Origin of the sequence: Photobacterium rosenbergii (genome assembly GCF_003026455.1) — a bacterium.
Lineage (GTDB): Bacteria > Pseudomonadota > Gammaproteobacteria > Enterobacterales > Vibrionaceae > Photobacterium > Photobacterium rosenbergii.
The window spans coordinates 751,807-776,417 of sequence record NZ_PYMB01000001.1 but is presented as its reverse complement, the minus strand read 5'-3'; the positions used below and the strand labels follow the sequence as shown (position 1 = coordinate 776,417).

Below are 24,611 nucleotides of genomic sequence, written 5' to 3'. Positions count from 1 at the left end.
CTAATGTTCTAGAAGTGTAGATGCCAACAGTCGTTCAAACCAATGTGAGGGGCTTGGCTACATTCTGAGGATGTGAAGTTGTGAGCGCTTTCCCATTAAGAGTCATTTCTACGACACTTTAATAACAGGTACAACAATACTTATTGTTAGCGCAGTAGTGACGGCGTAACTATGAGTGATAAAGGCGAAAGTGATATGTTGAAAATTTCAATGTATCACTTTGTTATTTTTCATTTTTTCTATGTATTTCAGAGTTTTAAAAGTGGCTATGTGAGATAGTATAGAAAGTTAAGGTTGAAAGATTCAATCTATGAAGCTGTTATGTATTATTGCTAAGTATCGTAAATTTAAGTGTTAATCTTTTGATTTTAAAGGTTTTGATGTAAGATGCGTTGTTTGGTTAAACGTTGCAAGACAGGTTTATTATAAGCATGGAAACCACAGTAACTCAACTTGAGCTTTTCATTTCTATCGCAGTTACACTAATTGGCGGGTTTTTAGTCAATTGGTTATTTTGGCACAATCGTCGCAATAGAGAAAAAAGAATAAATGGAAAAATAAATGAAATAAAATATCAAGAGAAGTTGTTGGAATCTCTTGATTATGGGTATAAGAACTTATTACAGTATGCATTTAAAAACTTGTTCATTTCATTGGCTTTTGCGTTTTCAGCTATAACTTCAATTTTATTTGTAAGTGTTTTCCCTTTGCCTTTTTTGCTTCCCGTGTTGGTTGTAAATATGGTGCTGACTATTTCGGTAGGGTTTGTTGGCCTCGCTGCGGCAATTTGCTACAAAACTTTTAATGACATAGTAAGTCTAAAAAATCTAGATGATACTAAATCAAACTTAGAAGCGAAAAAAGAAAAACTTAAAAACAAGATTTAACTCTTATTTTCTTGTTTATCCAATAATTAAGCTGATTCAAAACGCATTAAAGTCGCGGTTTGAATCACTTTTGTATATAGGAATGTTGGTCGAAAGCTCTTGAATCGCTTATGTTAAGCTCTTGGCTTTTTCTCAGAATAATTACATAACAAGACAATCAAGGTGATGCCTTTTACTCGGCGGTTTTGTTATGAAGTTTGGTGCGCTCTATAGGTTCAATGGGGCACACCTTATTGCAGGCGTTAAGTTTCAGGAGGTAATGTGGAACATAAGTACGACAAAAATTTTCATTTCAATAATGCGAAAATGTTATTGGAAAAAGATGATTTGCAATCTATTAGATATGCTTGTTTGGAATTGCGCTACTTTATTGAAGCGCATGTATACGAACGTTTATATCAAGAAACTGAAATCTTACCTCAAACGGTAATTGAAACTTGGCAACCAAATAAAGCTATTAAGTTCTTAGCTATGTTTGATGAACTTGCAGATAAAGATTTAGTCATGTCTGTTTACGGTGAGGACGGCAAAGAGGTAGCTAAAATTGAATACAATAACCTCAGCATAAAAGAACTAAATAAACTCTATAATTCGCTTGGTAGCTACCTGCATTTGCCGATGCCCAAAAAAGTTAGCACATATACTATTAAGAAAAAGAAAGTTCTCGATATTTTTGCTAAATTAGAGCGAGTTACAAAGGGTAACTTAATGATTATCAAGAAAGATTATGACAAATTTTCTTGTGAGGCGTGCAGTAGTGACATTGTATTTACTCGTAAATATGTGGAACAGAATGAATCGATTAAGTGCCAAAATGATCGTTGTGGTATTGAGCATGGTATTCGCGTGAACGAAAACTCGGTTGAGTTCGGTGCAAAGTACGTATTCGATTGTGGTGTTTGCAAAGAAAAGGTTTCAATTTTTCATTCCAATATTGAAGACTTGTATTCATTCCAGTGTGATCACTGTGAGACTCAGTACCAGTTTGAGTTGACCCTACGTGGTATTCCGAAAAATGAAACTTAACAAGCATTTAAGAGTGATTCCCACCGCTTGGCATTTTTCATTCCATCGTTGGGTTTTGTGTTTACGGTGGTTTGGTTGAGTTTCGTGGTAGCGTTGCTCACACCTTAATGCGGCTACATGGACTCCCCCCGGTTGTCAACAACAGCGTTAGAATATGGAAGGTTGGGACTGCCGCTCTACATTCGGTGTATTTATTGGCTTTCAACGCCATGACCCTGGTGAGGGGGAGTCCATGTCATTCGTTATATGCAAGTGCAAAAATCACACTAGGAATAGCTCGAAGGACGGCTTGAACTCATTAGCTTGTCTAGTTGCTTCTGAGCTTTGTTTGGGTTTTCGAGGTCAACAACTTCAATCATTTCGCATTCATCCCGAACCATTTCATTGATCAGGCTAGGATAGTGACGACAATCTTCTGGTCGGTCGACGTAAATGCTACAGGTGTATTTGTCTTTTTCTTCAGCTGTGGCTTTTGGTGCCAGTTTTAAAAACGGGCAACGGTGTAATTGTTCTCTTGTTTCAGGATCAAACCAGATTTTTCCATCTTTTACATATTCAAAAATGTCTGGGTTAAATAGCTCCCATAAGTCTATCTCTTCTTGGGTAGCAGCTAAATCACCGTCGCCATACTTGATGCAGCATTTTCCACACTGATTGCAGTCTTTCATGATGGTAACTTCACTTAATGGACTATTGATTTAGTCTATCATCAAAAGTCATATCAGCTCGGAGCTTGGGTTGAGAATTTACATATACAAGCCGTTTAAGACAGATTTTCAACGTTTGGCGACTTTGGTATTAATTGGCTTTTGTTTATATGGCACAATGGTTTAGGTTAGGTGGTAGCGTTGCTCACTCCTCAACTAGGCTTTAGGCACTTGGTTTCAATCGTAAGATCTAGCTCTTGGAAGTTGAACCTTAAATCATTGATAATATGCCCAAACTATCTGGTAACTGAGTTTGTATATGGTCACATCAAAAGAAGAACTTCTCGCCGTACTAACGAAAGAGTGCGCATTGTACTCATCGATTCCTGCCAGTGAGCAACAGCAAAAACGTGATAAAAAGTGCTTTATTAATGGATTGATGGCAGCCTGCCGAGTTGTGGGCATCAGTTATGAAGAACTGAACTCGGTAATAGAGTCTATGCCCCAACAGCCAAAGTTTAAAGATATGGATGAGCAGTTATCTATCCCCACTTATGTACGAAATAACGTTGAGATAAAGCTGTAAAACTTGGCTTCGCCATACAAGCATTAAGCGCAACTTCCAACGTTTGGCATGTTCAGTTCAATGTTTGGTTACGTGTTTCCGCTGCAGTGATTTTAGTATCGTGGTAGTGTGCGTTACAGATTATTGCAGGCGTTATGGCACGTAAAAATTGGAAGATATATGAAATTACTACTGTTATCAGGAAGCTTTCACTCAAAGAGTAAAAGTGTTGCAATCTTAAACGCCTTAAAAGGGTATTTCTCAGAGCATGAGTATACCTTTCCACAGTTGGACTCCTTGCCTTTTTACTGTGAAGACTTAGCTAAGGATAAGCCAGAAAATATCCGTCAACTGATTCAAGATGTCGAAATAGCAGATGGCATCATTGTTTGCACTCCAGAATACAACCACAGTATTCCCGCCGTGCTAAAAAATGCTATTGATTGGGTGTCAAGACCTGCATTTAATTCAGTCTTGAAGGATAAGCCAGTTACCATTATTACTCAGGCAAATAGTCCTGTTGGTGGTGCGAGAGCCCAAGCTCATATCAAATTGGTTTTCGATTCTACTCTTTCCTGTATTCATCCAGTTCATGAAATGATGATCACAGGCGTAGATAGTGTTCTGAATTCTGAGCTTCAGATAGTTGACGCAAAGGTAGAAGAAAGACTGAAAAGGCACATGGTAAACTTTGTTGAATTTATTGATGGTAAAAGCTCATAACAATCGATTATTGCGTTGATTGTGACATAGTAGCCTTCAAGGATTTAGTGGCCTTCAAGGGCTGTATTCAGGCTTAGCAATAGTGACTGAACCTTATAAGAAGGAGCAATATCATTCTTTAAGCGCAAAGAAATCTGTCAATCTCATTAGGTGATTATGATACTTACAGCTTTAGTCGATAACTCTCGGTTGGAGAATAGAACAGATCTTACGGTTGAAAGAGGGTTGTCTCTTCATTTGAAGACAATGGGGCGGCAGATACTCTTTGATGCTGGTAGTAGCCAAGCATTTTGTGACAATGCAGCGGCATTAAACATAAGGATCCAAGATGTAGATGCCGCCGTTATTTCTCATCGTCACCATGACCATTGTAACGGTGTATCTCATTTTCTTGACCGTAACTCTAAAGCTCAAGTGTATTTTCGTGAATGTGGGGAAAAAGATTACTGCTTTAAGGCTTTTGGTTTTAAAAGTGATGTCGGTATAGATAAGGACCTATTTGTTAAAGCCAAGAAACAGTTAAGTTTCGTCAATACGACAACAGAGATATTCCCTAATGTTTTCCTCGTTACAAATTTAAGCAGTAGGTTTGAGCAACCGAAGGGAAATAAGTACCTTTATGCTGATTCTGGACAAGGCTTCAAACCTGATACATTTGATCATGAGCTTCTTATGGTCATTAAAGAAAGTGATGGATTAATCGTTTTTACAGGCTGTGCCCATAGTGGTGTTCTTAATATGGTTGAAACAGCTATTGAGCTTTTTCCAAACACAAGAATTAAAGCTGTTGTTGGTGGTTTTCACTTGGTTGGTTTACCACTATTTAACAGTATTGGCGGCAGTGAGGAAGATATTGAGGCTATTGGGAAATCTCTTCTAACCTATCCGATAGATAAGTTATATACAGGCCATTGTACAGGCATGAAAGCCTTTGGTTTACTGAAAAGAGTGCTTGGTGAGAAGCTTGAGCATTTTCCCACAGGGCGTAGCGTTGTCATTTAGCTTTGTTGCGCTTAGTTGGTTCGGTGTTGGCGCACTTTATGTTAGGTTATATATCCATTAATTACAGACTAGGAGCCTAGTTTGGCTAAAAAATATTACGTAGTTTGGAAAGGTCGCGAAACCGGTATTTTCACCACTTGGGCGAGGTGTAAGTCACTGGTTGATGGCTTTGCCGGTGCAAGGTTTAAGTCGTTCCCGACCTTAGATGAAGCCGAAGTCGCGTTTGGAAAAAAGGGCCCATCAAAGGCTCCAGTACATAAAAAAGCACCTAAAGCTAAGGCCGTTAAACAGTCCATCAAATCTAAATCAGCGCCACTAACTCAAGAGCAAATAGAGGCTATGTCATTTGATGTGAAAATATACACAGATGGTGCATGTGATCCGAATCCTGGAGAGGCAGGAACTGGACTTGCTGTTTATGAGAACAACGAACTGAGTGAGCTTTGGTATGGAATGTATCAATCATTCGGCACTAACAATACAGCGGAACTGAATGGATTAAACCAAGCTTTGCTGCTTGCCAAGGATAAGCTCGCTAGTGGGAAAACTGTCGGTATCTTCTGTGACTCAAAATACTCTATCGATTGTATTACTAAGTGGGCGAGTGGTTGGGAGAAAAAAGGTTGGACTAGGCCAGGAGGTGATATTAAAAACTTGGATATTATTAAACCTGCGTACTCCCTTTACCAAGAGTTATCGTCTCAAATTACAATTCATCATGTAAATGGGCATGTCGGCATTGAGGGTAATGAGTTAGCAGATAGGATGTCGATCATTGCTATTGAGTCTCAGGATGAGAACCTTTCTTTGTACAGAGAAACGGATAATATTCCAGAGCTGTTAGCGCTACGTGCCGGTTGAGATGCTCATACATTTACAGGGCGCTATACGACTGTATTTCATTAGGAGAATTCAATGGATTTAGATATCTATCAGGTTGACTCATTTACTCGTGAAGCATTCAAAGGGAACCCTGCTGGAGTCTGTATTACGTCCAATGGGTTGAGTGAAAGCTTGATGCTTTCCATAGCTGAAGAAATGGCCGTGTCTGAAACGGCATTTTTATCACTTTCCGATATGAGATTGAGGTGGTTTACCCCTAAAGCAGAGGTGAAACTGTGTGGTCACGGAACCCTTGCAGTTGCACATGTGCTCAAAGAAAGGGGAGATGTGAAGGACGGTGATAGCGTTCATTTTGAAACCTTGTCTGGAACTTTAACGGCGCTCATCAACGATTCTACCGTCGAGTTGGATTTTCCTTCACCCGTTATCGATTTTGATGTTGCCCAATCTTCAGAGCTATTGGAGGGTTTAGGCATAGAGGAATGCCAAGTTATCTCCTACGGCTTGTTCGATACCAAGGTCTTTATCGAAGTGGATAGCGAACAAACAGTATTGAAACTCGTGCCGAACTTTGATGCATTGAAGCAAATTAGTGGCCGTGGTGTGCTGGTTACAACACCTTCAGGAAGTGACGACTTAGATTTTGTTTCACGGTATTTTGCCCCCTGGGTAGGAGTCAATGAAGACCCAGTTACAGGTTCTGCTCATTGCGCCTTGACCGTTTATTGGTCTGAGAAGTTCAATAAGCTAAAACTAATGGGCTACCAAGCATCCGCTCGTGGCGGGTATGTTTCTACAGAGCTTCTACCGAATGGGCGCACTAAGTTGATAGGTTCGGCGGTCACAGTGATTAAAGGGTCTATGCAGGTACCAGTCGAATAGGAGAGTACTTTTGTTGCTGTGAAGAAAATGGAAGATGTAGTGATAGAAACGGAAAGGTTAAGACTTACCCCAGTTCAATGTGAAGACATTGATATTTATACCGAACTCTTCACCAGTGAAGAGATCACGCGATATCTCCCTGGTGGAAAACCCTACAGCTTGGAGTACATAGAAAACTATGTCCCTCAAAAAGTCAGTCATTGGGAAAAGGGCTTTGGTACATTTGTTGTGTCACTCAAAAGCGACCCAACAGTCAAGATAGGTTATGCGGGAGTAGAGCAAATTCCTGAGTCCAAATATTGTGATATTCGATACGGGCTGCTCACTGAGTATCAGGGTAAAGGGTATGCTTTTGAAGCAGCGAAAGCTGTTTTGAATTTTACTTTTGATACCGGAAAAGTGTCTGAAATCTATGGTGTAGCGGTAATAGGTAACTTAGGTTCTGAAGCTTTGCTGAAAAAGTTAGGTATGCGAAGCACCAACAAGCGACTCTATGATACCGATGACGTGCTTACTTTTTCTACTCGAACGCGTTTATGAATTTGTGCTGGAAACCCTTGGAAAGTAAATACAGCAAAGTATATTAGGGCAATGAAAGGGAGTCCTCGCTAGTAGGGCATTTGGTTTTAAGGATAGAAGGTTATATATGGCAATTTTAGACATTCTCACAGCACCCGATCCAAGGTTGAAAGTGAAAGCCGAGAAAGTACAGGATATCGCGGCCGTACAAACATTAATCGACGATATGCTAGAAACCTTATACGCGACGGATAATGGCATCGGTTTGGCATCAACTCAGGTCGGTCGTAAAGAAGCAGTGGTCGTTATTGATCTATCAGAAAGCCGGGATCAACCACTCATCTTGGTCAACCCTGAGGTTGTCAGCGGGACCGATAAAGCTATGGGGCAGGAAGGCTGCTTGTCAGTTCCTGACTACTATGCGGATGTCGAGCGCTTCACTTCCGTTGTTGTATCAGCTTTAGACCGAGACGGTAACCCAATCACAATCGAAAGTGATGAATTTCTTGCAATCGTCATGCAACATGAAATTGATCATCTGTTGGGGAATTTGTTCATTGACTACCTTTCACCATTGAAGCGTCAGATGGCAATGAAAAAGGTCAAGAAGTACGTGAAAGCTCATTCATAAAGCAGGTGATAAAAACGGTGATGGCGTTATTAAAGTTAGCTTTTACATACCAAGTCTTTTAACGCCAGTTTTGCCAATTAAATATTAGAATGGCAGTACCTTGTTTGGTTTCTAATTGTGTATCATTCAAGAAATAGCACTTATTATGGTTTTATATACCGCGAGTGAATGATTTTGCGGCAGATTACTTTTTGTTGTATGTTTTCTCGGTAATTTTATATCAGAAATAGGTTTTGTTTTGAAAAACACCAGCTTTACTATTATTCAGCTTAATGTGGCGCAAAAAGAAAAAAATAAAAATATTGCTGCAGTAAACAAGATACTCGCTGAGTCTACTGCTGTTGGTGATATTACATTGCTGCCAGAGCTTTTCTCTACAGGGTATCTATTTGACTCGGCTGAAGAGATCCATAGCTTAAGTGAGGAATTTAGTCGCAGTCATACCATAAATTGTTTATCTGAAATGGCTAGAACTTATGAGACTATGTTTGTTGCTGGTATTGCCGAAAAAGAAGGTGACGAGTATTACAACACTGTAGCTGTTGTCGATCAAAAGGGCTTGCGATATAAGTACCGGAAAATCAGTCAAAACCAATTCGATAAGCAGTATTTTTCTCGTGGAGATAGTCTTCTAACCTTCGAACACAAAGGCTTGAAAATTGGTGTCGCTATTTGCTTTGACATTTGGTTTCCTGAAATTATGAGAAAGTATAAAGATGTCGATGTTATTCTACATCCAGCTAACTTTGGTGGGCAGCATAGTTTTGCTGTAGCCCAGGCTAGGGCGTTAGAAAGTGGTCAGCATGTTGTTACTTGCAATAGGGTTGGTGAAGATATCACAACTGCATTTACGGCAAAATATTGTGGTGGCAGTCGTGTGTACAGTCCTAAAGGCGAGATGCTTTTTCAGTTAGATGGTAATGAGGCATGTAAGACATTGGTATTAGAAGACCTATCACTGGCGCCACAATTTTCTGGAATCTGTCCACAAAGCGAAATGGACGCGATAAGTAAGGTGTTGTCTTGATATCTATCTCTGCGACGTGTATGTATTCAATTAGATAGTTAATGCGCACATAGGAAGAAATACTAAATGGAATTAACCTGCCACTGCGGTAACGTCAATATCAAACTAGAATCTGTTCCCGATGAAGTGGGCGAGTGCAACTGCTCGATTTGCCGCAGGTATGCTGCGTCTTGGGCTTACTTTTCTCCGAAGCAAGTTGAGGTAACTTGTAATGAGAAAACCGACTTCTATTGCTGGGGTGATAAAGAGGTCGAATTTCATCGCTGTAGTATATGTGGTTGTTTGACCCATTATGTAACCACAGAGCAATGCGATTCGAATATCTTGGCAGTTAATATGAAGATGGCTGAGAACGAGGTACTCGCGGCTATACCCGTTCGCAAGATTGATGGTGCTTCGTACTAATTTTTTGGGCTGTTCGCCCACAGAGATTATCAGAACTTGTTGATTTAACTTGTATTTAATTAAGTGTCTACGGCACTATGTCGTAAGTCGTTTTCGAGTGTTACCCGTTTAACCAACTTGGTTACAAGAAAGGAGCAAGAATGAAATCAACAAGCATTAAAAACGTCGTTTTTGATATCGGTAACGTCATTGTACGTTGGGCCCCTTTAGAAATTGTCAGGCTGACGTTTGGCAATGATCGCGATCATCAGGAATTAGGCAAAGCCATCTTTCAATCTGAAATCTGGATGAACCTTAATAAAGGTTTGATTTCAGAGCAGGAAGCTAAAGCTCATTATCAAACTGAACTTGGACTGTCAGAATTAGAATGCGAACGGTTGTTTTACTATGTGAAGCAAACTCAGTTACTGATATTTGGGTCCGTTGAGTTAGTGAAATGTGTGAAAGCCGCAGGTTATAACGTTTATGCACTTACCGACAATGTCCATGAAATTGTTGCTTACCTTAAATCGACCTATTCGTTTTGGGACCTGTTTGATGGTACAACAGTATCCGCTGATTTAGGCTTGCTAAAACCTCAAGCTGCCATTTATCAAGCTATGTTGGCACAAAATGATATTAAGCCTTCAGAGACAGTGTTTATCGATGACATGCCATATAACGTCGAAGGTGCTAAGGCTGTAGGTATTGCTGCAATTCAATTTGAAAACTCGTCACAGTGTGAGCAAGAACTACGAGAATTGGGCTTAGTGTTGTGATGGATAAAAGGAAGTAAGAAGTGATTTCATATCAACCGTCAACGAACCTTAGCCAATCGGCTGAAATGACTTACCAAAATATGTGCCCTTATTATGAGCAGCTTTCGGTGTCGTGGGAGCCGTCAAAAATACTGGAGCAGGTTCAGGGCTTGGATAATTGGGATATTCTCTATGAAGGTGAAGTCATTGGGGCCATACGGATGTCGTTCGATAGTGAGGGTGGGTATTTACGCGATCTGCAGATCAGTGGGGCATTTCAAAATAAAGGCTTAGGCGCAAAGGCACTCGATGAAGCGATGCGACTAACTAAACAGGCTGGCGCAAAGAAGCTCAGGCTTAGAGTTTTCAAGATAAGCCCTGCATTTCACCTTTACGAACGCTGTGGTTTTAGCGTTGTTAGTGATGATGAAAAGTTTATCTATATGGAAAAGCTTGTTTAGGAATTCGGCAGGGACAGTTTATGAAACCTGAGCAGATTGGCAAAGCCTACGATCAAATTACCCACCTATGGCAGAGTGATGATTTTAACCGTGAAAACGGTATAGAGGCACATAGGCGAGCATTGTCGTTTGTGAAAACCAAGGGCAAAGCGTTGGACATAGGTTGTGGTTGTACGGGGCGATTTTTTGATTTGATGCTGAGTGAGGGATTTGGCCCAGATGGCATAGCGGGTATGGATATGTCGGATCGCATGCTAGCCCTCGCGCGGCAACGTCACCCTGATGTCGAACTTTTCAAATCGGATATCTGTACATATCAGTTTAGTCAGCAGTTCGACTTTATTACGGCCTGGGACAGTATCTGGCATATCCCACTCAGTGAGCAGCGCAATGTGCTGACAAAAATTGTGAATAGCCTCAATAAGGGGGGCGTGTTCATTTTCTCTTTTGGTGGTACTGCAGAAGAAGGGGAACACACCGATAACTTTATGGGACCAGAGGTCTATTATTCATCCCTTGGCACAAATGGCTTCCTGAGCCTATTTATAGAGCTTGGTTGTGTAATCAGGCACCTTGAATTTGACCAATACCCAGAGTTGCATACTTACCTAATTGTAGAAAAACCGTAGTTATTCTTTTTGCGTTTGCTTTGAGTTAAATAGTTGCTTCAACTACGATTACAGTGCTTGAGTGCCAAGCACGCATTGTCTACAATGACGCACTTTTTACTATAATCAGGTCATAATTATGAGCGATTCTAAACCAGCATTGCCAGATCATCTTGCATGTAACCCTCGTAGCCCACATCACGTGGCAGAGTGCTTCGAACACGCCATCGGTATCCGCCTTAACGGCAAAGAGCGTACTGATGTTGAAGAGTACTGCATCAGCGAAGGTTGGGTGAAAATTCCTTCACCAAAAGCGTTGGATCGCCGCGGCCAGCCAATCCTTATTACCCTTAAGGGTACAGTAGAAGCTTACTACGTGTAAGTTGCTGCTATTTAAAAATAGAGCCTTAATAGGCTCTATTTTTTTGCCAATTCGTGCCTCTGGTTTCCCCTTTAAAGCCTTCGCAATCAAGTTACTCACCATCATAGAGTGAGCTAGATTCTGAAATTCGTTACACCGTCATTTTATGGGTTGGCCTATAACTTGCGTATGTAAACAGTATCAATATTAATAGCTGAAACAGCTTCAATGCATGTAGAGGAACTGAAATTTTAAAACTCATTTGTTTCACAGGAGGCAAATATGAAAGGTACGTATCTCGAAACCGTGTCATTTCATGTCGTTCTTAGCACTGATCTTTTCCGCCATACTCCATCTGAACTGCTTGTCATTTTTGAGCGCAAACTATGCGACTCTCTAAGAGAGCGCAGTGACTTCACATGTCCACCCAATCCGTTCCATCGTGAACAAAAAAGAAATCACATTCGTTTTTTGGTCGCCGATATTCGCAAATTGCGAAGCTTAGTTGTAGCCAGTAAGCAAAATAGGTTGTCTGCTGCCGGAGTAATCAATCAAATTAAAAGTACCTGACGATGTTCGTTTCTGGGTATCAATAAAGACAATCGCCTTGAAATTTTTTACTGGCTTCCCGTGTCTATACTACTGACTAACAGAACATGGAGTGGCTAGTTATGAAATTGATTCTTAGGATATTCGGTATTATTGCCCTTTGGGGAACCTTGTCATTACCGGCAATGGCATTAGAGCCTGTGTATAGTGATTTTTTCGGCAAGGCGATTAAGGGATATGACCCCGTCGCTTATTTTACCCAGAGTAAACCTGTACGTGGTGACGATGACTATACCTACCGTTGGAATAACGCTAAATGGTATTTCTCTTCCGCACAAAATCGCGATGCTTTTGCCCAAAACCCTGAAAAATATGCCCCTCAGTATGGTGGATATTGTGCCTGGGCGGTAAGCCAGGGATACACCGCTAAAATTGACCCCGATGCATGGCATATCCACCAAGGCAAACTTTATTTAAACTACAACAAGTCCGTACAGAAAAAATGGCAGCGTGATGTCCCCGGCCATATTGCCCAAGGTGACAAGAATTGGCCGAGTTTGCTCGCTGAGAATTAATAAGCTTGATGTTCAACTAATAAACGAGCTGTATCTGGCTTTTTTCTTACCTGATCGATGCGAATAGGACAGTTTGATTTGTCATCATTGAGTGATAAAACTTCAAGTTTCGTTAAGTCATAATAGACGTTCCAGTTCGCATCGATATTCGCCTTAGACTCAAAAAGTAACTCTGTTGGCTCATTGGCAGTTAGGCTGACATTAACAAAGGTACTATTGGTAAAATTAGAGAGGTAGAACTGCTGTACAACAAGATCATTATCCATTTTGGCGGAAAGTTCAGGCTCCCCAATAAGGATGAGGGTCGTTTGCCGTTCCTCACTACCTACCAGTGTTACACTACAAAGATTTTCTGCATAAACTTCGAAAACATCACCTTGTAGGTGAATTTCGACATCCATGAGTTCTCGCAATGCACAGTCTAGATCATGCTGGTTATATACAGTGACTGTCTGGAACCTTTCTCTTACCTTAAACATGGTTTCTCGCACTTATTATTTTTAGGTGTGTATTACGATAAAAGTGAACCGGCATCCTAAAGAGAATGTGACTTTATTTCTAGATAATAAGATTTATGGAAACAATGAAGTTTGATTATTGAGTTAATCATAGGCAGTTAATCGCTAGATAAAAAACACCGCCAAGAGGCGGTGTTTAATAGACGATTAAAGAAGTTGTTATGACTTATTGAACGACTTCGCCGCTTTCAATCACTGTCTGACGAACTTTATCAGCAAAATCTAACGCTTCCTGGCGGATTTTGTCTTCATCGACTGTTGTCATTTCGCGGTCTTTCATCAGGATCTTACCATCTACGATGGTGTGCTTGACGTTTGGTGCGTAAGCAGAATAAACCAAAGCCGAGTATGGGTTGTAAACAGGAACCATGTTCGGTGCTTTGGTATCAATAACGATGATATCTGCCAGTTTACCGACTTCCAGTGAGCCAATGGTATCTTCCATATGCAGGGCACGCGCTGCACCAATGGTTGCCATTTCAATAACTTTAACCGGAGGCATTGCCGCACGGTCTTGGTTAACTAGCTTGTGTACTTTGGCAACTTGGTTGAACTCGTCAATGGTCGAGATAGTGTTACCTGACATCGGGCCATCGGTGCCTAGGCCAACACGTAAACCTTCTTCCTGCATTTTCATAGCAGGAGATACGCCTTTAGCCGACTTGATGTTGGCACTCATATTGTGGGCAATACCTACATCGTGTTTTTTCAGCAATTCAATATCACTGTCGTTAACATGAATAACGTGTGCAGCAACCAGTTTAGAGTTTAGGGCACCGATATCTGCCATGTATTCTACTGGAGACATGCCACCACTACGCTCAGCGATGACTTCCTCTTCACGATCAGACTCTGCAAGGTGGGTCAGTACCGGCACATCATACTTGAGCGAAAGCTCGGCGATCTTTTTCAGTGTTTCTGTAGTGTTGGTATAAGGTGCGTGTGGTGCGAACGCCGGTGTAATGCGAGGGTGATCTTTATATTCCTCGATAAAGTTTACTGCGTATTTGATACCTTCATCGGCATTTGCAGCATCAGCAACAGGGAACATGATTACTGTTTCGCCAAGAACAGCACGCATACCGATTTCATCAACAGTCTTTGCGACTTCGTCTTCGAAGTAGTACATGTCTGCGTAGGTAGTCACACCACCTTTGAGCATTTCTACGTTACCCAGAGCAGCACCAATGCGGACCATATCACGGGAAACAAGTTTCTTTTCCAACGGGAAGATATAGCGGTGTAGACGGTCTGGCACGTCATCAGCAAGCGAGCGGAAAACGGTCATTGAAACGTGGGTGTGGGTATTGATAAGGCCCGGCATCACGATATCGCCGTCAGCATCGATAACTTTCTTGGCTTCAAACTCTTTTAGGTCGCTGCCATCGGTGACGGCAACAATTTTGTTTTCTTTTACTGCAACAAGACCGCTTTCATAAACGTTCTTATCTTCATCCATCGTCAAGACAGTTGCGTTTTTGATTAACAGGTCGACTTTTTCAGCGGCGAAGCTGGAAGCACTAGCAAGGGTGGCAGCAGCTAGGGAAACCGCTACAAGAGTTTTTTTGAACATGATCATCACCAGACCTCAATGAAATTGCGCAGATAATACCTAATAGCATTTTATTGAAAATCAGTATTGCACAGTGTGATCACATTCTGTGAGCATGGTCACTATATCGCAAGCTGGTGCTTAAAAATATGCCCAATAAAGCAGCGAAAAAGCGGGGCGAAACGTTTGCGTTGCCCCGTTCATGTTATTTCACTATTCAACCATACGTTGCTTGCGCAGAGCATAAACCATCCAAATAGTTAGTACGGAACTACACAGAGGTAGGGCAATCCAAACACCGTCGACTCCCAATGTTTTAGCGAGTCCGAAAATAAACAGGCTGATAAGGATAAGCTTACCACCGGAGAGCATGGAGGCTTCACGGGCACGGTTGATAGATTGGAAATAGGTTGCACCGACCAATAGCATTCCTTCCATTGGCAGTCCCCAGAAGTAGTGCAAGATACCGTTTACCGCAACAGGGTGAAGGGCTGGGTTGTCTCCGGCAAAGGCGTATACAAGCCAGTCAGGTTGACTGTAGATAAATGCGACACCAAGCAGGGCAACACCCAATGTGGCAGCAAAGCCTAGATTTCTGACGGCAATGACTCGGTCATGTCGACCTGCTCCCGTGTTGTAGCTGGTAATAGGCTGGATACCGAGCGCAATACCTTCAAAGATAAGATAGAAGAAAGCTTCGGTATAGCTGACAATACCATATGCTGCGACGTGAATTGGTTTACCGACCCAGAGGAAAGCTTTGTTGTGAAGTGTCAGTACCACAGATAAGTAGAGGTACATCAGCAGGCTGGAAAATCCTAGCTGACAAATTTGGCCGACATCGTGCCATCTTAATTTGAGTGTTTGCCAAGTAATTCGAAGTTGGCTTTTGTCTGAGAAAAAGTGCTGGAGGCAAAGTAGGGCGGTTGCCAGTTGTGACAGCATGGTAGCAATTGCCGCACCGGTGAGCTCCCAGGGGATCACCACGATGAACAGCCAGTCCAATACTACATTCAGTACACCGCCCAAAATCATGATTAAGGTAACGCGATTCGGTTGTCCGTCATTCCTCAAAAGGGCAGAGAAAGCCATTGAGATGATAGGAAATGCACCTAAGGTGAAATACCAAAATAGATAGTCCGATGCCATCTGTAGAATTTCACCTTCAGCACCAAGCCACCTTAATAACGACTCGCCGTATATGACACCCAAAGTACAGGTGATGAGCGAGGTAATAACGCACAACGACAATGCGTTGCCGACTATATTTTTGGCCTCTTCTTCGTTACCTTCGCCAAGTTTTATCGAGACTAGTGCAGAGGCACCCATACCTATCATCGCGCCAAGTGCGTATAGGATTGAACCTATCGGGTAGCCCAGCATAATACCCGCCAGACCATTTTCACCAATAAAGTGGCCAACGAACATGCCGTCGATAGCAACATATATACCCGTTACCAGCATGGCTGCAATGGTTGGCATGGTATAGCGCAAGAAAAGGCGACCTATCGAGTCTTCCTTAAGGGAGAGGTGCGAAGCTGAAGACATGGTTAACTACTTATGCAATGGGATAAAGGCACTCAATAAAAGGTATTTGTGCACCGTCTTATTATTCGATTCACGTTTGAGCGGGTGATGTAGGTGGTACTGGCCAGATGTTACTTGGTGCTCCTTGTCTAGTTGAGAGGCAATATTGTCGGCCGATTCCATCAACTTTATGCCATCGCCAGCATAGTCACTTGTGTTAGTTGGAAGTTGGCCAAGCCACCAGGCAGGGATCTCTTTGCTTGCCTTGCTGCGATCAAACCAATGATCGGCAACAACCACAATATAAGTTGGCTTCGACAAGGAAAGGGTGCCTTTTACGTTGGCAATCGTCGAAACTAAACCGGCACGGCATGCTTTGTTTGCACTGAGCAGCCGGTGAGCGATAACCGCAATGGCAAAGTCCGAAGTTTCAATAACGAATAACGGCTGTGATATTTGATCATCGTTTTTTAATTGTGAGAAGTGGGCGTCAAGTTCGGCCTGTTGCAGCGTTGCCATTATTCGGCGACAAAGCGCTTTGCCAAGATGGTTCTCACGCATGCCCCGGTTATGCACCGTAGGGTAATGTTGCGCGCACAGTGCTGAGCAGTCTTGTTGAAACTGCTCGATGCTGGTTGAAAGGTATTCAGAAATTAGTTGCTCAGAAAACAAGTTTGCCCCACTAGCTCACAGCAAGGACCGGAGTGGGAACCCTTTTCTCCGGCCTTAAAGTCCGTTATGGACGTAGATATCTATATCGTATCAGAAATTTGACGGTGAGCACTGTATATCCGCTATTTTGTTGGTGTGAAACAGTGACTTATTTAACACGTATCATGTTTACCTTAGTTGGGATCCCCTTGAGAAATGTTTTATAGCGCAGTGCCAGTAAGGAAAGGGTTATCAAGATATAGATTACCGGTTCGACAAGCCCTGATTTTACCGACCAAATATAATGAATCGGTGCTAGTAGGGTGGCAAGGTAAACCCAGTTGTGCAGCTTCTGCCAGTGTTTTCCCATGCGGCGTTGGATACCCTGTGTCGAGGTGACAGCCAGTGCCAACAGAATCGTCCAGCTTACCGCTCCTACGGTCAAATATGGCCTGCTGACAATTTCATCGAGTACTAGTGACCAGTTGAAGTTCAAATCTAGTGCGACGTATCCGGTTAGATGGAGTACGGCCCAGAAAAAACAATATAAGCCGAGCAGTCGACGAACACGAACTAGCATCCCTGCTTTGAATAACTTAGCCAGTGGTGACACTAGGAGGGTTATCAGCAAGGTATTTAAGGCAGCTTTGCCCGTGTAGTGACTGATCCCTTGCACCGGATCAGCACCCATGCCTCCTGTGAGTGTGAGATACACTAGCTGCGCAACAAATATAAGCGACACGCTGTGGATCAATACTTTTAGCCAAAACACTTGGCGTGGCGTCATTTTCCAACGCCATTGAGTCGTCATTTGTAATGGCATGTTGTTCTCCTGAGAAAATAAAGAGGTAAGTCTAATGATAAAGAAACCTGTTAGTAATTACGTTTGAGGTCTAATCCTTTATACAGAGAAGCAACCTGTGACTCATAGCCGTTGAACATCTTGGTTGGTTGTCGGCGGCTACTAAAGATACTGCCTTCACCGATAAAACGTTCACTCGCCTGACTCCAACGAGGATGATCCACTTTAGGGTTTACGTTGGCGTAAAAGCCGTACTCACTCGGGGCCAGTATGTTCCAGGTTGTTGGTGGCTGTTTGTCTGTTAGGGTGATCTTGACTACTGACTTAATACTTTTGAAGCCATATTTCCAAGGCACCACAAGCCTTATCGGTGCGCCGTTTTGCGGTGCCAGCGTTTTCCCGTACAGACCTACAGACATCAGTGTCAGAGGGTGCATGGCCTCATCTAGCCTCAAACCTTCAACATAAGGGTAATCAATGCCACCACCTAGCCGTCTTGAAGCTTGGCCCGGCATTTGTTCGGGATCGTAAAGGGTTTCGAACGCGACGTATTTAGCATTACTTAGTGGCCCAGCCTTACGCAGCAATGCCGCTAATGGAAATCCAAGCCATGGAATATTCATCGACCATGCTTCAACACAGCGCAGACGGTAGATACGCTCTTCAATAGGGAATGACTTGAAGATATCCTCGTAACCCAGTGTGTATGGTTTGCTGACAAGGCCGCCGATTTCAATGTTCCACGGATTGGTTCTAAAGTTCTGGGCCCTTGCGGCAGGGTCTGACTTGTCGGTGCCAAATTCATAAAAGTTATTGTATTCAAGTACCTTGTCTTCTGGGGTAAGAGACAAAGCTTTGTTTGAATAAGGTGATGATGCTGAGGCCAATGCTCGTCTTTTATCGACCGGTGCTTCTTTTTTGCCGAATCCATCGAAAAGACCAGCCTGGGCAGTTTGTGCGAGAGGCAAGCCTGCAACTGTGATACCCAATGCTTTTAAAATAGTACGTCTTTGCTTGTAAATAGCCTCGGGTGTCGCCTCATTTTCGCTCAGTGATAGCTGAGATGGCTTTTTGATTAGCATTGAATATTCCTTTATCAAAGATGATGTTAAACAAGTAGACCTAGACACTTCGCGATAAATTTCACGTTAAAGTCAGATTTTTATGGAAAATCTGATGAAAGCAGGTAAGGTCAGCGGCCAAAGCGACTGGCATTGGTCATTCGGTGTGTAATTAACTAGAAGAATAGGAAAAATGGAGCTGTTATGGTGGCGACCAATGAATTTAGTGCCAATCTTGAGTTGCAGCATATCTACCTAGAAGCCTATAACGAGCGGTATCACTCGCTACGCCAATATTTCGAAGCTTATTATTGTTATCGGCATAACCTTGTGACTCGGCAAGGCAAGCCTGAATGGCAGCAAATTTATAGCTTTGCCCGATCTTCTATCAAAGCCAAGGCCTGTTCATCCCGTAAGGACAAAGTACGTGTACTGGTACTTCCACTGTCAGTGCTAACCGGAAAGCTAAAAGCCCTGGTACGCGATGATGAGTTGTCGATAGAATCTATAGCCCAGTTACTGGACCAGCACCTTGATTACGTGATCCTGTCACGTTCTGAATGGCAGAAGATTACTCAGTTAGGTTATGAGGACAGAATGCCCGCACCTTTTTATCAAGCGGATAAAACCGGATACCAAGATGCCATGAGCCGATTTAATTTGGCAGAGATCCAATTTTAAGCAAATTGTTGCTAATCTTCAGTTAATATTTAGAGTCCTTATTCTAAACTGTCTGAATGAAAAGGAGTTTTAGACAGTATGATTATTGAAGGTACAATTGGTACTAAGGCTGCGTTAGTGGTTGAGGGTGGAGCAATGCGAGGGATCTTTGCAGCAGGTGTGCTTGATTATTTCCTCGACATTAATCATCGACCATTTGATTTCTGTATTGGTGTTTCTGCCGGTTCAACAAATTTAGCAGCATGGTTGGCAAACCAACATGGCCGTTCCCACCGTGTTATCACTGATTACTCATGCCGTAAGCAATTTATCGACTTGCCTCGGTTTATCCGTGGTGGTCACTGGCTAGATATTGATTGGCTTTGGGATGTCACTATCGACGAAATTCCCATAGACGGCTGGGAGTTGGAACAACAAATGATCCCCTTGTATGTCGTTACCACCAATGTTGATAACGGTGAGCCACATTACATTCAGGCAACTGAGCAAAATCTCAATCAGCTGCTCAAGGCTTCTTGTGCGGTACCGCTCGCATACCGTGACTATCCACAGTTGGATGGGTATGAAATGACTGACGGTGGTGTGGCTGATTCTATCCCTGTCATTAAAGCCTATGAGATGGGCGCGAGGGATATAACGGTTGTTCTTTCTCGTCCGAAGGGTTACCGCAAGGCGAGTCCCAAAAGTACTTGGTTGATTAGAAAGCTGCTCCGTGATAAACCTCAACTAGCACAAGCTATGATAGAGCGTGCCGACAGTTATAACCGTGCGATAGATTTTATCTATAACCCACCGGAGGATTGTAGTATCAAGGTGATCACCCCACCGGATGATTTTGGGGTAGGTAGGGTAACCACTGACAGCCGTAAACTCCAGATGGGGTATGAGCAGGGCATAAAAGCGGCGAAACACCTGACAGCCTGATACCGAGCTACACTTCAATGGTGTGGAATTGGATATTGATAGGGTGGAAATATGTTGAAAACACAGCAGCTTGGTTTCTCTGGCAGCTGCTACTGGTGCATGGAGGCGGTGTTTCAATCCCTTGAAGGCGTAATATCGGCAGAGCAGGGCTGGATGGCTGCGCTTAATGGCGATGAGCGCCATGAAGCTGTGCTGGTGGAGTACGATCCACTGAAAATAACCGTCGATGTGTTAGTCGGCGTCCATCTTCATACCCACCATTGTACTTCCGAACATGCTCTTCGTGACCGTTATCCTTCTGCTGTTTACGCCTACTCAGAACCTCAAAGGAGCAGAGCCTTAGAAGCGGTAAACTTACATCAAGGTGACTTTCGTGAACCATTATTGACCCAGGTTGAAGATGGCGGAGAGTTTGAACCTTGTGATGATGAAAAACAGAATTACTTTTTTGACCATCCTAACCGACCTTTCTGTGAGGGCCAGATCATGCCCAAGCTTCAGATCTTATTGGCTCGGTTTGGTGATCACGTCAATGAAGAAAAACAGCGCTTAATCGAGCATGCTTGTAAAAAAGGCGGATCCGAAGACCCGCCAAAATGAGCTAGTGAGCTATGGTTTTTGTTGTATTAAGCCGCGCCGATGATGCCGCCATCCGTGCGAGTGATACGAATCACTGACGAGCGTGGGATAGAGTTACCACCGTCTGGGAAATGAGAAGGTGCTAGATCTTCACCTGGGTGCTGCACGCCAATGAACATGGTTTTCTGATCTGGGCTAAACGTCAACCCTGTAATTTCACAAGCGATAGGGCCTGTCAGGAATCGGCGTACTTCGCCACTGTCTGGGTCGCCACAAAGCATTTGGTTATTACCCATACCGGCAAAATCACCGGTATTTGAATATTTGCCGTCAGTTTGGATCCACAGGCGCCCTGCGTTATCAAAACCTATACCGTCTGGGCTGTTGAACATGTTATCGGCATTGATGTTGTCGCTACCTGCCATTAACCCTTCGTGTATGGTTGGGTTACCGGCGATGAGGTAAAGATCCCAATCGAAGTTGTTCGAAGTATGGTCTTGTCCTGATGGCATCCAGCGAACAATGTGACCATAAGGGTTCTTCTCGCGTGGGTTGACGGCGTCAACAGGCTGATTATCTTTAACACCACGGTACTTATTGTTAGTTAAAGTACAGAATACGCTCTGGTTCTTAGGGTTTACCGCGACCCACTCTGGACGGTCCATAGTCGTTGCGCCTACTTGGGTTGCAGCCTTACGGGCAAAAATTAGGATTTCAGCCTGGCTGTTGAAGCCATTTTCCTTGGTCAGTCCGTTTTTGCCGAAGGTCAATTCAATCCATTCACCTTTACCTTCTAGTTCACCGTCTTTGGCGTTGAATTTAGCGACATACAATGTGCCTTCATCAAGGATGTCACGGTTTGCGGCAGGATTGCTTGGGTTGTACTTGTTCTTTGACACAAAGCGATAGAGGTGCTCGCCACGCTCGTCATCACCGAGATAGACAACGACATAGCCATCATTGTTGATAGTCAGGGCTGCATTTTCATGTTTGAAGCGGCCAAGCGCAGTACGTTTTTTTGGGGTGGAGTTTGGATCCATTGGATCAATTTCAACAACCCAGCCATGGCGGTTTGGTTCATTAGGAGTCTTGGCAAGATCAAAGCGATCATCATGCTTGAACCAGTCGTAACCAGCCCCTGCAGTGCTTAGGCCGTAACGCTTTTGGTTGCTATCAAGGACAAGGTTTTCCGATTTAGAGCCAAACACACCATTGAAGTTTTCTTCACAGGTGAGGTAGGTACCCCAAGGTGTTTCACCATTGGCACAGTTGTTGAACGTACCGAGGACTTTGGTGCCTTTAGGGTCTACTGCTGTTTTCAGCAAAGCATCACCGGCAGCAGGGCCCGTCAACTCCATCTCTGTGTTGGCAGTTATACGACGGTTTAAGCGACCCTCTTGGTTAACTTCCCATTTGCCATCAACTTTTTTCAGTTCTACAACGGAAATACCATGAGCGTTCTGCGATTTAAGCACGTCATCGGCTGACATTGTTTTGCCTTGGTGGGCAAAAAGATATTCATGGTTGGTGTACTCATTGTTAATGGATAAGACACCACGATCAGCGCTGATCTGGAAGAAGGTCATACCGTCATTGTTGTCACCAAACTGAAGGGCCTGAGCTTGGCTGTCAGCCTGTTGGCTAAATGCAGGAGCCCCCTTGAACAAAGGATCGCCCCAGGAGATAAGGACATCAGCTTGATATCCTTTTGGCACGATGATTTTATCTTCGGTAGAAGCAGGAATAGCTTCAAAGCCAATCAAGTCTTTATTATTTGTCGTTGCCGCAATTGCGTTCGATAGGGGAGAGGTTCCGAAAAAAGCAACAGTACCTGCGGCTGAAGAGGCTTTGAGGAACTGACGACGGTTAATTCCTTTTTCAATGATTTGATTAAACTCAGGTTCTGCACGAAGAGAAAAATCAGATTTGGTGCTCATGGTTTGCTTCCTTTTTATTATCGCAATTTTAGGCTGTTAAGCATTTTGTTGACTGTATCCTAAAGGGTGTTTGTGACGGAAATGTATCACTTTGGTGACGGTAAGTTTACGAAATCAGAGCTTTATTGCGATATCGACGCAAACGTTTGCTTTATATTGTTTCAAAATGTTTCAGGTGTCGCTTTTTTCAATTTACAAGATTGAAATCACAACTCAGACCATTAAAATCCGCGAGCAAGAATTATTAAATTGTATATTTTTGGTGAGACGGACCAAAAGTTTCTACTTCAGGACCTATTCCTGAAACTACAATTTATCCGTAGCTCGGTAGCTATACATCTTGGTTCAGATGTCTCGCGCTAAGTATCTATTTAATAATATCTTTCCTATGATTTTTTGCCCTTAGGTATTTGTTGTGAATTTGGAAAAGATATTTAAACTTTCTGAGCGAAAGACCACTGTTTCGACAGAAATGTATGCAGGTTTTATTACCTTTTTGGCAATGAGCTACATCCTTGCCGTTAACCCTGCTATTTTAGGGGATATCCCTGGGATGGATAGGGGAGCACTATTCACAGCAACCGCTATTGCTTCAGGTTTAGCTACCTTGGTGATGGGGATCTGGGGTAACTACCCGGTGATGCTTGCTCCTGGTATGAGTATGAATGGCTTCTTCAAGGGCGTTCTTCTCAGCGGTACAATTGCCTTGGTCTGGCATGAAGCGCTACTGGGTATCTTCATTTCGGGTATTATTTACCTTCTGTTGAGTATGACATCAATCCGCAAGAGCTTGATTGAGTCGATTCCGGAAGATCTAAAACTGGCTATCTCGGTTTCCCTAGGTTTGTTCATTGCTTTCCTTGGCCTAAAGAACGCCGGTATTATCGTTTCAAACCCAATCATCCTTGTTAGCCTAGGCGATATTCGTGACCCTCAGGTGGCGATTGCCTATATCTCTATTTTCATCGCTCTGGCCTGTATGATCCGCAATATCAAACTGGCCACATTCTTTGCCTTTATCTCTGCGATTGTACTAACAGTTGCTGCCGACTTTGTATTCGGTACCAGCAATGCACCTATTCCTGATTCAATCGTATCCCTGCCGCCGAGCATTGCGCCGACATTCGGGCAGATATTTGATTTCTCCGGCTTTACCCCAGAGAAAATGTTCGACCTCCTTTTTGTTGTGTTGATCTTCCTTATTGTCGACTTCTTTGATGGTTTGAGCACCATTGTTGGGGTAGGTCGCGATGCAGGTATCATTGATAAAGACGGTAAAGTACCAAATGCAAAATCTGCCCTTGTTGCAGATGCGGGTGGTACAGTTGTCGGTGCGGTGCTGGGTACAACGTCGGTAACAGCATTTTCTGAATCAGGTATTGCCTCTTCACAAGGTGCGAAAACGGGCTTGAGTGCTGTAGTTGCGGCATGCTTGTTCTTTGCTTCACTTTTCTTCTACCCAATCTTCTCAATTTTCTCTGCTGCGATGGTAGCACCGGCAATGGTTGTGGTTGGTATCTACATGATTGGCCGTATCGCCAAGATCCGCTGGGAAGTGGTTGAAGTTCGAATTGCAGCCTTCTTTACCATTATGTTTACCGTGCTGTCATTCTCACCGGCAAACGGTATGGCAATGGGCTTTGTGAGCTACGCGTTCTCCATGGTTGTTGCTGGCAAGGCGAAAGAAGTACACCCTGTGATTTACTCGCTGGCAGCCATGTTCATGGGTTACCTGCTGTTTATCTAATCTTCGCAGAATAAACAAAACTGTATATTGAAGCGGCCTACGGGCCGCTTCTGTCGTTATGGTGATGATAAATATCAAACGACTATGAGAGATTAGTTTGATATGCCTAATGAAATTTGAAGTAATGATCTTCAAAACATGCTTTACCCATAGGGGAGGTAAAAAAGGGAAAGAGCTTCTAAGT

Annotated in this window: 29 protein-coding genes and 1 riboswitch; of the genes, 21 read left to right on the top strand and 8 right to left on the bottom strand. The window is 43.1% G+C overall.

Features of this window, described 5'->3' with window-relative positions:
- The first annotated feature begins 431 nt into the window (after positions 1-431).
- Both C9J01_RS03740 and C9J01_RS03735 read left to right on the top strand, forming a co-directional pair.
- Positions 432-887: a hypothetical protein gene (locus C9J01_RS03740; RefSeq protein ID WP_107296750.1), complete on the top strand. Its 456-nt coding sequence runs from the start codon at positions 432-434 to the stop codon at positions 885-887.
- Between the two features lie 261 nt (positions 888-1,148).
- Positions 1,149-1,913, top strand: coding sequence for a hypothetical protein (locus C9J01_RS03735; RefSeq protein WP_107296749.1), 765 nt, complete (start codon positions 1,149-1,151; stop codon positions 1,911-1,913).
- Between the two features lie 266 nt (positions 1,914-2,179).
- Here the strand turns inward: C9J01_RS03735 and C9J01_RS03730 are convergent, their stop codons facing one another.
- A complete protein-coding gene (locus tag C9J01_RS03730) occupies positions 2,180-2,581 on the bottom strand; it encodes a YkgJ family cysteine cluster protein (RefSeq protein ID WP_107296748.1) in 402 nt (133 codons plus the stop codon).
- A gap of 298 nt (positions 2,582-2,879) precedes the next feature.
- On the opposite strand from C9J01_RS03730, the gene C9J01_RS03725 reads away from it, so the two are divergent.
- The 15 genes from C9J01_RS03725 (at position 2,880) to C9J01_RS03655 (ending at position 12,448) form a co-directional block, all read left to right on the top strand.
- Positions 2,880-3,146 carry a hypothetical protein gene (locus C9J01_RS03725; protein ID WP_107296747.1) on the top strand — a complete coding sequence of 89 codons (267 nt, stop codon included), beginning with the start codon at positions 2,880-2,882 and terminating at the stop codon, positions 3,144-3,146.
- Positions 3,147-3,305: 159 nt separating this feature from the next.
- Positions 3,306-3,848 (top strand): NADPH-dependent FMN reductase, encoded by a 543-nt coding sequence (locus C9J01_RS03720; RefSeq protein ID WP_107296746.1) that lies wholly within the window; start codon positions 3,306-3,308, stop codon positions 3,846-3,848.
- A gap of 156 nt (positions 3,849-4,004) precedes the next feature.
- Entirely contained in the window at positions 4,005-4,850 is an 846-nt protein-coding gene (locus C9J01_RS03715; RefSeq protein ID WP_107296745.1) for an MBL fold metallo-hydrolase, read from the top strand.
- Positions 4,851-4,931: 81 nt separating this feature from the next.
- Entirely contained in the window at positions 4,932-5,711 is a 780-nt protein-coding gene (locus C9J01_RS03710) for a ribonuclease H family protein (RefSeq protein WP_107296744.1), read from the top strand.
- 54 nt (positions 5,712-5,765) lie between these two features.
- Positions 5,766-6,575, top strand: coding sequence for a PhzF family phenazine biosynthesis protein (locus tag C9J01_RS03705; RefSeq protein WP_107296743.1), 810 nt, complete (start codon positions 5,766-5,768; stop codon positions 6,573-6,575).
- A 39-nt stretch (positions 6,576-6,614) separates the two neighbouring features.
- Complete coding sequence (locus tag C9J01_RS03700; protein WP_237156856.1) at positions 6,615-7,115, top strand: GNAT family N-acetyltransferase; 501 nt, start codon at positions 6,615-6,617, stop codon at positions 7,113-7,115.
- 106 nt (positions 7,116-7,221) lie between these two features.
- Entirely contained in the window at positions 7,222-7,725 is a 504-nt protein-coding gene (gene def, locus C9J01_RS03695; RefSeq protein ID WP_107296741.1) for a peptide deformylase, read from the top strand.
- 238 nt (positions 7,726-7,963) lie between these two features.
- Positions 7,964-8,752 carry a carbon-nitrogen hydrolase family protein gene (locus tag C9J01_RS03690; protein WP_107296740.1) on the top strand — a complete coding sequence of 263 codons (789 nt, stop codon included), beginning with the start codon at positions 7,964-7,966 and terminating at the stop codon, positions 8,750-8,752.
- Positions 8,753-8,818: 66 nt separating this feature from the next.
- Positions 8,819-9,157: a GFA family protein gene (locus C9J01_RS03685; protein WP_107296739.1), complete on the top strand. Its 339-nt coding sequence runs from the start codon at positions 8,819-8,821 to the stop codon at positions 9,155-9,157.
- A 140-nt stretch (positions 9,158-9,297) separates the two neighbouring features.
- Complete coding sequence (locus tag C9J01_RS03680) at positions 9,298-9,915, top strand: HAD family hydrolase (RefSeq protein WP_107296738.1); 618 nt, start codon at positions 9,298-9,300, stop codon at positions 9,913-9,915.
- A gap of 20 nt (positions 9,916-9,935) precedes the next feature.
- Positions 9,936-10,355 (top strand): GNAT family N-acetyltransferase, encoded by a 420-nt coding sequence (locus C9J01_RS03675; protein WP_107296737.1) that lies wholly within the window; start codon positions 9,936-9,938, stop codon positions 10,353-10,355.
- A gap of 20 nt (positions 10,356-10,375) precedes the next feature.
- On the top strand, positions 10,376-10,984 hold the full coding sequence (locus tag C9J01_RS03670) for a class I SAM-dependent methyltransferase (RefSeq protein ID WP_107296736.1): 609 nt from the start codon (positions 10,376-10,378) through the stop codon (positions 10,982-10,984).
- A 118-nt stretch (positions 10,985-11,102) separates the two neighbouring features.
- Positions 11,103-11,345 carry a DUF3297 family protein gene (locus C9J01_RS03665; protein ID WP_107296735.1) on the top strand — a complete coding sequence of 81 codons (243 nt, stop codon included), beginning with the start codon at positions 11,103-11,105 and terminating at the stop codon, positions 11,343-11,345.
- A 261-nt stretch (positions 11,346-11,606) separates the two neighbouring features.
- The gene (locus C9J01_RS03660) at positions 11,607-11,894 is read left to right on the top strand and encodes a hypothetical protein (protein WP_107296734.1); all 288 of its coding nucleotides are present in this window, start codon (positions 11,607-11,609) and stop codon (positions 11,892-11,894) included.
- Between the two features lie 101 nt (positions 11,895-11,995).
- Positions 11,996-12,448, top strand: coding sequence for a YHS domain-containing (seleno)protein (locus C9J01_RS03655; protein ID WP_107296733.1), 453 nt, complete (start codon positions 11,996-11,998; stop codon positions 12,446-12,448).
- Here the strand turns inward: C9J01_RS03655 and C9J01_RS03650 are convergent.
- The 6 genes from C9J01_RS03650 to msrP form a co-directional block, all read right to left on the bottom strand.
- Positions 12,445-12,849: a hypothetical protein gene (locus tag C9J01_RS03650; protein WP_107296732.1), complete on the bottom strand. Its 405-nt coding sequence runs from the start codon at positions 12,847-12,849 to the stop codon at positions 12,445-12,447. The genes C9J01_RS03655 and C9J01_RS03650 overlap by 4 nt on opposite strands.
- A gap of 283 nt (positions 12,850-13,132) precedes the next feature.
- Complete coding sequence (locus C9J01_RS03645) at positions 13,133-14,542, bottom strand: amidohydrolase (RefSeq protein ID WP_187462684.1); 1,410 nt, start codon at positions 14,540-14,542, stop codon at positions 13,133-13,135.
- A 189-nt stretch (positions 14,543-14,731) separates the two neighbouring features.
- On the bottom strand, positions 14,732-16,066 hold the full coding sequence (locus C9J01_RS03640) for an MATE family efflux transporter (RefSeq protein WP_107296731.1): 1,335 nt from the start codon (positions 16,064-16,066) through the stop codon (positions 14,732-14,734).
- 6 nt (positions 16,067-16,072) lie between these two features.
- Entirely contained in the window at positions 16,073-16,717 is a 645-nt protein-coding gene (locus C9J01_RS03635; RefSeq protein ID WP_107296730.1) for a hypothetical protein, read from the bottom strand.
- Between the two features lie 148 nt (positions 16,718-16,865).
- Positions 16,866-17,519: a protein-methionine-sulfoxide reductase heme-binding subunit MsrQ gene (gene msrQ / locus C9J01_RS03630; RefSeq protein ID WP_237156855.1), complete on the bottom strand. Its 654-nt coding sequence runs from the start codon at positions 17,517-17,519 to the stop codon at positions 16,866-16,868.
- Between the two features lie 50 nt (positions 17,520-17,569).
- The gene (msrP, locus tag C9J01_RS03625; RefSeq protein WP_107296729.1) at positions 17,570-18,580 is read right to left on the bottom strand and encodes a protein-methionine-sulfoxide reductase catalytic subunit MsrP; all 1,011 of its coding nucleotides are present in this window, start codon (positions 18,578-18,580) and stop codon (positions 17,570-17,572) included.
- 183 nt (positions 18,581-18,763) lie between these two features.
- On the opposite strand from msrP, the gene C9J01_RS03620 reads away from it, so the two are divergent.
- The 3 genes from C9J01_RS03620 (at position 18,764) to C9J01_RS03610 (ending at position 20,764) form a co-directional block, all read left to right on the top strand.
- Positions 18,764-19,240: a hypothetical protein gene (locus C9J01_RS03620; protein WP_107296728.1), complete on the top strand. Its 477-nt coding sequence runs from the start codon at positions 18,764-18,766 to the stop codon at positions 19,238-19,240.
- A 78-nt stretch (positions 19,241-19,318) separates the two neighbouring features.
- Positions 19,319-20,164 carry a patatin-like phospholipase family protein gene (locus C9J01_RS03615; protein ID WP_107296727.1) on the top strand — a complete coding sequence of 282 codons (846 nt, stop codon included), beginning with the start codon at positions 19,319-19,321 and terminating at the stop codon, positions 20,162-20,164.
- A 51-nt stretch (positions 20,165-20,215) separates the two neighbouring features.
- Complete coding sequence (locus C9J01_RS03610) at positions 20,216-20,764, top strand: peptide-methionine (S)-S-oxide reductase (protein WP_107296726.1); 549 nt, start codon at positions 20,216-20,218, stop codon at positions 20,762-20,764.
- A gap of 26 nt (positions 20,765-20,790) precedes the next feature.
- On the opposite strand, the gene C9J01_RS03605 is transcribed toward C9J01_RS03610, so the two are convergent.
- Positions 20,791-22,680, bottom strand: coding sequence for a PhoX family protein (locus tag C9J01_RS03605; protein WP_107296725.1), 1,890 nt, complete (start codon positions 22,678-22,680; stop codon positions 20,791-20,793).
- 229 nt (positions 22,681-22,909) lie between these two features.
- Positions 22,910-23,009: riboswitch (purine riboswitch) on the top strand.
- A gap of 86 nt (positions 23,010-23,095) precedes the next feature.
- Here C9J01_RS03605 and C9J01_RS03600 point away from each other — a divergent pair.
- Entirely contained in the window at positions 23,096-24,427 is a 1,332-nt protein-coding gene (locus tag C9J01_RS03600) for an NCS2 family permease (RefSeq protein ID WP_237156854.1), read from the top strand.
- The last annotated feature ends 184 nt before the right edge of the window (positions 24,428-24,611 follow it).

Bases quoted from the DNA above. Each gene is read 5' to 3' on its own strand.
- C9J01_RS03620 (WP_107296728.1), top strand. From the start codon at position 18,764: ATGGTGGCGACCAATGAATTTAGTGCCAATCTTGAGTTGCAGCATATC.
- C9J01_RS03715 (WP_107296745.1), top strand. From the start codon at position 4,005: ATGATACTTACAGCTTTAGTCGATAACTCTCGGTTGGAGAATAGAACA.
- C9J01_RS03720 (WP_107296746.1), top strand. From the start codon at position 3,306: ATGAAATTACTACTGTTATCAGGAAGCTTTCACTCAAAGAGTAAAAGT.
- C9J01_RS03730 (WP_107296748.1), bottom strand. From the start codon at position 2,581: ATGAAAGACTGCAATCAGTGTGGAAAATGCTGCATCAAGTATGGCGAC.
- msrP (WP_107296729.1), bottom strand. From the start codon at position 18,580: ATGCTAATCAAAAAGCCATCTCAGCTATCACTGAGCGAAAATGAGGCG.
- C9J01_RS03740 (WP_107296750.1), top strand. From the start codon at position 432: ATGGAAACCACAGTAACTCAACTTGAGCTTTTCATTTCTATCGCAGTT.
- def (WP_107296741.1), top strand. From the start codon at position 7,222: ATGGCAATTTTAGACATTCTCACAGCACCCGATCCAAGGTTGAAAGTG.
- C9J01_RS03660 (WP_107296734.1), top strand. From the start codon at position 11,607: ATGAAAGGTACGTATCTCGAAACCGTGTCATTTCATGTCGTTCTTAGC.
- C9J01_RS03650 (WP_107296732.1), bottom strand. From the start codon at position 12,849: ATGGATGTCGAAATTCACCTACAAGGTGATGTTTTCGAAGTTTATGCA.
- C9J01_RS03705 (WP_107296743.1), top strand. From the start codon at position 5,766: ATGGATTTAGATATCTATCAGGTTGACTCATTTACTCGTGAAGCATTC.
- msrQ (WP_237156855.1), bottom strand. From the start codon at position 17,519: ATGCCATTACAAATGACGACTCAATGGCGTTGGAAAATGACGCCACGC.
- C9J01_RS03685 (WP_107296739.1), top strand. From the start codon at position 8,819: ATGGAATTAACCTGCCACTGCGGTAACGTCAATATCAAACTAGAATCT.
- C9J01_RS03680 (WP_107296738.1), top strand. From the start codon at position 9,298: ATGAAATCAACAAGCATTAAAAACGTCGTTTTTGATATCGGTAACGTC.
- C9J01_RS03615 (WP_107296727.1), top strand. From the start codon at position 19,319: ATGATTATTGAAGGTACAATTGGTACTAAGGCTGCGTTAGTGGTTGAG.
- C9J01_RS03655 (WP_107296733.1), top strand. From the start codon at position 11,996: ATGAAATTGATTCTTAGGATATTCGGTATTATTGCCCTTTGGGGAACC.
- C9J01_RS03610 (WP_107296726.1), top strand. From the start codon at position 20,216: ATGTTGAAAACACAGCAGCTTGGTTTCTCTGGCAGCTGCTACTGGTGC.
- C9J01_RS03605 (WP_107296725.1), bottom strand. From the start codon at position 22,680: ATGAGCACCAAATCTGATTTTTCTCTTCGTGCAGAACCTGAGTTTAAT.
- C9J01_RS03670 (WP_107296736.1), top strand. From the start codon at position 10,376: ATGAAACCTGAGCAGATTGGCAAAGCCTACGATCAAATTACCCACCTA.
- C9J01_RS03725 (WP_107296747.1), top strand. From the start codon at position 2,880: ATGGTCACATCAAAAGAAGAACTTCTCGCCGTACTAACGAAAGAGTGC.
- C9J01_RS03640 (WP_107296731.1), bottom strand. From the start codon at position 16,066: ATGTCTTCAGCTTCGCACCTCTCCCTTAAGGAAGACTCGATAGGTCGC.
- C9J01_RS03665 (WP_107296735.1), top strand. From the start codon at position 11,103: ATGAGCGATTCTAAACCAGCATTGCCAGATCATCTTGCATGTAACCCT.